Raw genomic sequence first — 7255 nt, 5'->3', positions numbered from 1 at the left:
CACCGAGCCAAGCACCACGACGTCGGAAAGACGGTCAAACGCGCTGAGTCGATCAAGGAACACCAAGCTCGCCGCGGATAAACGCCAAGCTGAGACTGTGAACCCACCACCCGAACGCGACTGCCCTGGCCGACACCATCAGCCTGCTCGCCCCCGCCGACACCCGGCACTGCGCCGGAACTTGCTGCCGGCCTCGGCGGGAGCAGAGTCCTGGGCTCACGGCCGGCGGGGCCAGGCAAACGGGATCGCGGAGCCGAGAGCCCTACGTATGGGGTGCCGAAGGGCCTGACACGGGGACCATCCCCGCGTGTGCGGGGAGCAGGCTGCGTGACCTGCAGGCTAGCCGTGAGTGGACGTGTTCCTGAACCACTTTCACGGAATCCGGCAAATCACCCTTAATTCTGAACGCTGCGGCGTTTTGGCATGGGAAGCCGTATCTCAACCGAACGTGATCACTTGATTTCTGCTGGTCAGGCATGGTGTAGCTCGGAATGAGAGAGGCATTCGGCGTCTTGTTTCCGCTCCGTGAGCGAGGGGTGTGCGATGGCGTCGGTGCTGGGAATGCTGGAGGAGCGAGAGGCGGCTGCCCGCGTGCGGGTGGAAGGGCTGCGGGAGGAAGTCGCCCGGTTGGCTGAGGTGTTGGAGGCCGCCGAGATCGAGCTGGACCGGCGGGTGATCGCGCGGGAAGAGCTGGTCGAGGCCCTGGCAGCCTCGGCTGCCGAGACCACCGCCGTGATCGAGGCGGAGGAGGAAGCGGCGCTGTCGCTCGCTCCGGTGCCGGGCTCGACGGTGCCGCCCTGGCGGGAAGGACTGCCGGTGACGGTTCTGGCGCCGGACTATCAGCGCATTCTGGGTGTGCTGGAACAGCAGCGGTCCACGGGTCACGGGCCGCTTCGGGCCAAGGAGATCGCGGTGGAGCTGGGCCTTGAGGCGACGCCGGCGAAGGTCGAGGGGGTGCGGTCGAAAGCCCGGCGCCTGGCGGAGCGCGGTTGGCTCATCCTGGAGGCGTCGGGGGCATTCAGTGCCGGCCGGCGGCCCGTGGCCGTGCCAGACGCCGGCTCATCCGAGTGACCATCGACCACCGGATCATCGCCTCGCTGGTGGCAGGGAGCGTCTCGTAGTCCCGGGCCAGACGGCGTGAGTTCATCAGCCATGCGAACGTGCGCTCTGCCACCCACCGCCTCGGCAGCACCACGAACCCCTCCATGTCGTCGGTTCGCTTGACGATCTCCAAGGTCAGGGCGAGTTTGTCCCGGCACCATCCGACGAGGCCGCCCGTGTAGCCACCGTCGGCCCAGACGAGGGTGATGTCACGGTGCAGGCGGCGCAGCCGCCTCAGCAGGTCCGCCGCGGCGTCCCGGTCGCCGATGTTCGCGGCGGTGACCGCGACGACCAGGAGCAGACCGAGGGTATCGGTCACGATGTGCCGCTTGCGGCCCGGAACCTTCTTCCCGCCGTCGTAGCCGCGTGAGACGGACGGCACCGTCGCGGCGGCCCGCACCGACTGCGCGTCGATGATCCCCGCCGTGGGCTCGGCCTCACGGCCCTCGCGCTCACGGACCTTCCCACGCAGCCGGTCGTGGAACTCGGCGATCAGCCCGTGCTCGCGCCAGCGGCGGAAGAAGGCGTAGACCCGGCCCCACGCGGGGAAGTCCGCAGGCAGCGCCCGCCACGAGATCCCGCCCGCGACCAGGTAACGGATCGCGTCCAGCAGTTGCCGGTGACAGTAGCCCTCGGGCCGTCCGCCCCGCCCCTGGAGCCAGGCCGGCACCGGCAACAACGGCCGGACGGCTGCCCACTCCGCGTCCGTCATGTCCGAGGGATACCGGCGAACCCGATCGGGATGATCAGCCGCATTGCCGTACACGTGCGCGAGGCAATCGCACGACACGGCGGGCGAGTTGAAGTCAACGGGCTCGGGCGCGTACAACAGCGACAACAGGGCCTCCGGGACCGCTCGGAATGGGATCGCACCCCCGAGCTACCAGGAGGCCCTGCCTTCATGCGCGTACCGCCGGAAGATCACCCGACCAGGAATTCCGTTCGATCCACACGTTCCAAGATCGGTTGAGATACGGCTTCTGATGCTTGAGCCGCGTGGCCAACCGCCAAGCCAGCCTGCCAGCCCTGCACCAACAACCTCCGCTGGAACGTAACCGCCTCCGATCCGCCCGGCCGTCCCCGCGTGTGCGGGGAGCAGTCAAACGGCCTCACAGGCAGTCGCATTCTGTGGCATAGAACAGCAGAAAGAGGGCCGTCATGGCGGTCACGGTGAAACCGACAGTGGTCAGGGCGGCGAGGCCCCGACGGCGCCCCTTCAAGGGAGAGCGGAAGGTCTGCCAGGCACCGTGGGCGAGGAAGAGGCTGAGCAGCCCGGCCCCCGCAATGGTGAAGCGTGGACTGAAGGACCAGCTCAGGTAGGCGATCAGAGCCAGGCAGCCGAACAAGGCACAGGCGAGCAGGCTGAAGATCACCTCGGCAACGGCTTCTCCCACCGTCTCGATCAGGAAGTCGCCGACGCCTTTCGCTGCCCTGCGGATCCCCACGGTGCTCCTCCATCCTCGCGTCGATGGCCCCGAGCGAGGCCTGGTATGAAGGACCCCCGCCGAGCCGGAACGGTTGCCGAGGCGCTCAAGAGTTGCCAACTGCGGCACACAGCCACACCTTGACGAAGGACATAGGTGCGCCGTGAAGCGCGAGTTGTTCGAGTGGCGGTGAAGGGACGCCACCGCCGTCCTGTCGCAGCAGGGCGGTTGAAGCTGAGGGCAGCCCGACCCGGGAGGTGCCGGGGAGGGTGGCAAGCGGCCCTGACAAAGCCGGGACGTATCAGCACTGCCAGATGGTGCGGGTCCGGCAAGCGAGACGGAAAGGAGTACGCGAGGAACCGGCGTTGACGCCTCCTTACTCGTCACCAGCTCGAACCTGGCGGATCTGGGCTGGTTGCGGTGCGTCCCTGCCTTGCTATGGGGCGGGGAACTTCCCGGGCGGTTGCTATGTGTCGGCCGGGGAGGCCACGGCGAAGTGCTGCGGGGTAGTCGTGGCGATGCTGCGGGGGTATAGCCGGGCTCCTAATCCGTCGATCGAACGACACGTGAACACGGGAACTGTTCCGGTCCTGACCTGCGGCAACGCCTCCAGCGCGGTCACAGGCTGGGCCCACCGTCGGCCGGCCGGGCCGGGACGGGGCGGAGCCGCCGTAGTACTCCGAGCCGGGGAGAGCCTGGCACATGGGGAAGGGCGGCAGCGGAATCGAGAAGAGAGGAGGCTGCAATGCCGAAAGAAGCACTGCTGAACAGCGGTGCACCGGAGGCCCCTATGGGGTCTCACCAGCGGGTATCGGGGATGCAGGCCAAACTTCACCGTTGGGCGGCGGCCGATGAGGGCCGCAGGTTCGACGATCTGTTCAACCTCGTGTGCGACTCGGCGACGCTCCTGGTGGCGTTCGAACGGGTCGCGGGAAACAAGGGGACCAAAACGCCCGGAGTGGACGGCCTCACGGCCGTCAACGTCGAGCAAGAGATTGGCCCCTACGGGTTCCTGGAGGATCTTCGGCACGTACTTAAATCGGGTGAGTTCCGCCCGCTGCCGGTGCGTGAACGAAAGATCCCCAAGCCGGGCGGTTCGGGCAAGGTCAGAAGCCTTGGCATTCCGACCATCACCGACCGCGTGGTCCAGGCGGCCCTCAAGCTGGTGCTGGAGCCGATCTTCGAGGCCGAGTTCAAGCCGGTCTCCTACGGCTTCCGGCCCCTGCGGCGGGCACACGACGCGATCGCCGAGATCCACTTCTACGGCACCCACGGCTACCGCTGGGTCCTGGACGCGGACATCGAGGCGTGCTTCGACTCGATCGACCACACGGCCCTCATGGACCGGGTGCGCGAGCGGGTCAACGACAAGCGCGTGCTGCGGCTGGTCAAGGCGTTCCTCAAGGCCGGCGTCCTCACCGAGGACAACAGCCGCGAGGACACTCTCACCGGCACCCCGCAGGGCGGCATCCTCTCCCCGCTGCTGGCGAACATCGCCCTGTCGGCGCTCGACGAGCACCTGACCGGGCCCTGGGAGCCGGACGGGGAGATGGCCACCAGTCACCTGCGCAGGCGTCGCCGTTCCGCTGGATGTCCGAACTGGCGAATCGTCCGCTACGCGGACGATCTCGTGGTTCTGGTCGACGGCACACACGACGACGTTGAGGCGCTGCGCGAGGACATCGCCGACGTGCTGCAACCGCTCGGTCTTCGTCTCTCCGAGGCGAAGACGCAGGTGGTGCACATGTCGGACGGGTTCGACTTCTTGGGGTTCCGCATCCAGTGGCGCCGCAAGCGAGGAACGGACAAGTGGCACGTCTACACCTTCATCGCTGACCGGCCCATCCGGCAGCTGAAGGACAAGATCCGTGCCCTGACGAACAGAACATCGCAGCAGAACCCCAGGGACGTGCTGATCAGGCTCAACCAGATCATGCGTGGCTGGGCCAACTACTTCAAGCACGCGGTCTGCAAAGCCGCCCTGAGCTCCCTGGCCAGCTTCACGTGGCACCGGGTGATCAGCTGGTGGATGGCGCTGCACCGCTGGAAGTGGAAGGACGTCCGCCGACGCTTCACCGACCGCAACGGACGGTGGCAAAAGCTCTCGGCAGATGGGGTCGAACTGTTTGACCTCCAGGCGGTGACGGTCACCCGCTACCGCTACAGAGGCAACACGATCCCCAACCCCTGGACCCGCCCCAACCACGCCTGAACGGCAGAGTCCGTGGAGAGCCCGGTACTCGGAGACGGGTACGCCGGGTTCGGCGAGCGGCACGGAGAAACGGACCGGTGGCAACACCGGCACCGCGCTCCGTGCCGACTCAACAGGCACCCCCCGCGTCGACGCCTACCTCGACGCTGCCCTCGCCCGCAGCCGGCTGCTGTTCGGCTTCGCCCGCCGCACCTCCCACACCGCCTGCACCACCCAGCCCCCATGCACCGCCCGACTCACCTTCCGGAGAGGGAACTGCCATGGAAACCTTCGAGCGCGCCAGGCTGGACGCCTACTTCACCAAGATCGCCACCACCTTCGCCCCCCGACGAGAAGACAGCCGCCTTCCTGATCACGCACCTGCTGCCCGAGCGGCCCTCCTTCGTCCACGCCGTCGCGGCGATGACCGCCCTGAAGGCGGTGCTGCCCAAGCCGAAGTCCATCGCCGCCACCGCCCGACGCGAGGTCGAGCACACCACCGTCGTCGACACCCTTACCCGCGAACTGTTCACCGACCCCGACACCGCTCTGGACTACCTGGAGTCCCGGGCCGCCGGGGAGACGACCTGCCTGCTGGACGTCGGCGGCTACTTCGCCCCCACCCTCGAGACGGTCCACAGCCGCTTCACCGGCCGGCTCGCCGGGGTGATCGAGGATACCGAGAACGGCCACCGCCGCTACGAGGACCTCGACAAACTGCCCTGCCCCGTCATCTCGGTAGCCCGGTCCCCGCTCAAGGACCCGGAGGACTTCCTCGTCGGCCAGTCGGTGGTGTTCTCCACCGAGGCCGTCATGCGCGGTCGCGGCGACATCCTCCACGGCAGGCCTGCCCTCGTGATCGGCTTCGGCAAGCTCGGCTCCTCCATCGCCCGCCTCCTGCACGCCAAGGGCATCCAGGTCACCGTCTTCGACATCGCCCCGCCCTTCGCACCGTGAGAAGGTCTCAAGTTCGAAGCCAGATGACCATGGCTGCCGCGGTGGCGGTGCCGAGGAAAACATAGCTGCGCTTGTCATACCGGGTGGCCACCGCCCGGGAGCTCTTGAGTCTGTTGATGGCCCGCTCGACGGTGTCGCGTTTCTTGTAACGATCCTCGTCGAAGCCCGGTAGCCGCCCGCCTTGTGATCCCCCACGCAGGTGGGCAGCCCGGCTGTCTATCTTTTCCGGGATCGCGTGCCGGATGCCCGGCGCCGCAGGTACTCGCGACAGGGGCCGTCGCTGTAGCCCTTGTCGGTCGCGACACTGTCGGGCTTCCTGCGGGGCCTGCCCGGCCCGAGTCGGGGAACGCGGATCTTCTCCAGCACCACCACGAATTGCGTGCAGTCCGCCCGCTGCCCTGGCCTGCCGTCCAGGGACAGCGGGCGGCAGCGGCCGTTGGCACTCAGCCGGCCGCCACACGGCTGGCGGCGATACCGATGAGCTGCAGAAGAACGTCCCACGCGTTCTGACGGTGTCCGTGCGGCCGGGCTCGGCGTTGGGGACGGGTTGGTGCCGGTGGTCCGGGCAGGGCCCGGCATCCAGGAGCGGGCCGGCCGAGTGGCGGAGGCGGCGCGCGAGCTCACGGACGCCGCCTCCGGGCCTGGCGTTGGTCTCTTTACAGCAGGCAGCCTGGCGGAAGGCCGGGCCGAGGGAGCCGTGAGGGCGTCGAGCTTGGGCCTTGGGACAGGTCCCCTTCTCCTGGAGTCCCCTATGCTCACGGGGCAGTTGGTACGAGCAGTTCTTTGAGGGGGACCGGAGCCGCATGGCCGACGTGATCAGGTACGAGCACAAAACTATGCAGGCAGTTCGCGGCACCGACGGCTTGGTGATCTCGAAGATGCAGAAGGACGGCTGGGAGCTGGTGGGACAGACGCAGGGCACGCTGCGTTCCACCCTCGACTTCCGCCGGCCGAAGAAACCGGTGCCGCGGCTCTTGATCGGGGCTGCGGCCGGAGGCTTCGTGGCCTTGGCCGTAATCATCGGCGTGGCCGCGGCGCTCGAAGACGAAGGCGAGAAGGAGTCGAACAAACCGACGACGTCCGCCGCGAGCGCAGAACCCTCCGCTACGCCGACTCCGGCCGCAGCCCGGACAGCTGCCGCTGAGATGATCACGCCCGAGACCAACACGGAATTCGCGGCGCTGCTGAAGACGCCGGACACCTGCGACAGCTCGATCTCGGACTTCGCGACCAAGTACAAGGGCAAGACGGTCGCCTTCGACGGTTCGATCGTGCACATGGCTCCCCACGGCGACTACGACACCCGCTACGACTTCCTCCTGGGCCCAGGCGACCAGGGGCCGAAAATGGTGGGCGGCCCTGCCTTCAAGTACGAGGATGTCAACATCCACGACCTCAAGCTGACTGGCCGAAGCACCCCCGAGACCGTTCGGGCGGGCGATAAGTTTCGCTTCCTCGCTGAGGTGGGCGAATTCAATGCGAAGCAGTGAGGATTTCTCAGCGAAATTATCTTCGCGAAGCTGGGTGAACCACTCGATTCGGGATGGATCGAGCGGCTGGGTCCCGGGCGCGGACAGGCGTG

General features: G+C 67.5%; 5 protein-coding genes and 1 pseudogene. 4 read left to right on the top strand and 2 right to left on the bottom strand.

The genetic code is table 11. The features are described 5' to 3' along the window. Positions 1 to 543 precede the first annotated feature (543 nt). Entirely contained in the window at positions 544 to 1071 is a 528-nt protein-coding gene (locus tag ACFW2Y_RS33665; protein ID WP_384886908.1) for a hypothetical protein, read from the top strand. On the opposite strand, the gene ACFW2Y_RS33660 is transcribed toward ACFW2Y_RS33665, so the two are convergent. Both ACFW2Y_RS33660 and ACFW2Y_RS33655 read right to left on the bottom strand, forming a co-directional pair. Then, positions 1019 to 1813 (bottom strand): IS5 family transposase, encoded by a 795-nt coding sequence (locus ACFW2Y_RS33660; RefSeq protein ID WP_384886905.1) that lies wholly within the window; start codon positions 1811 to 1813, stop codon positions 1019 to 1021. The genes ACFW2Y_RS33665 and ACFW2Y_RS33660 overlap by 53 nt on opposite strands. 397 nt (positions 1814 to 2210) lie before the next feature. After that, the gene (locus ACFW2Y_RS33655) at positions 2211 to 2546 is read right to left on the bottom strand and encodes a lysine transporter LysE (RefSeq protein ID WP_384886902.1); all 336 of its coding nucleotides are present in this window, start codon (positions 2544 to 2546) and stop codon (positions 2211 to 2213) included. Between the two features lie 724 nt (positions 2547 to 3270). Here ACFW2Y_RS33655 and ltrA point away from each other — a divergent pair. The 3 genes and pseudogenes from ltrA (at position 3271) to ACFW2Y_RS33640 (ending at position 7163) form a co-directional block, all read left to right on the top strand. After that, the gene (ltrA, locus tag ACFW2Y_RS33650; protein WP_384886900.1) at positions 3271 to 4737 is read left to right on the top strand and encodes a group II intron reverse transcriptase/maturase; all 1467 of its coding nucleotides are present in this window, start codon (positions 3271 to 3273) and stop codon (positions 4735 to 4737) included. Between the two features lie 260 nt (positions 4738 to 4997). Continuing rightward, a pseudogene (locus ACFW2Y_RS33645) lies at positions 4998 to 5658 on the top strand (adenosylhomocysteinase); the annotation flags it as partial. Positions 5659 to 6476: 818 nt separating this feature from the next. Further along, positions 6477 to 7163, top strand: a complete 687-nt coding sequence (locus tag ACFW2Y_RS33640) for a DUF4839 domain-containing protein (protein ID WP_384886898.1) — start codon at positions 6477 to 6479, stop codon at positions 7161 to 7163. Positions 7164 to 7255 lie beyond the last annotated feature (92 nt).

The organism is Streptomyces sp. NPDC058877, from assembly GCF_042742855.1.
Classification (GTDB): Bacteria; Actinomycetota; Actinomycetes; order Streptomycetales; family Streptomycetaceae; genus Streptomyces.
Note: the sequence above shows the minus strand (reverse complement) of the source record. Positions and strands in the feature narration are given on the sequence as shown.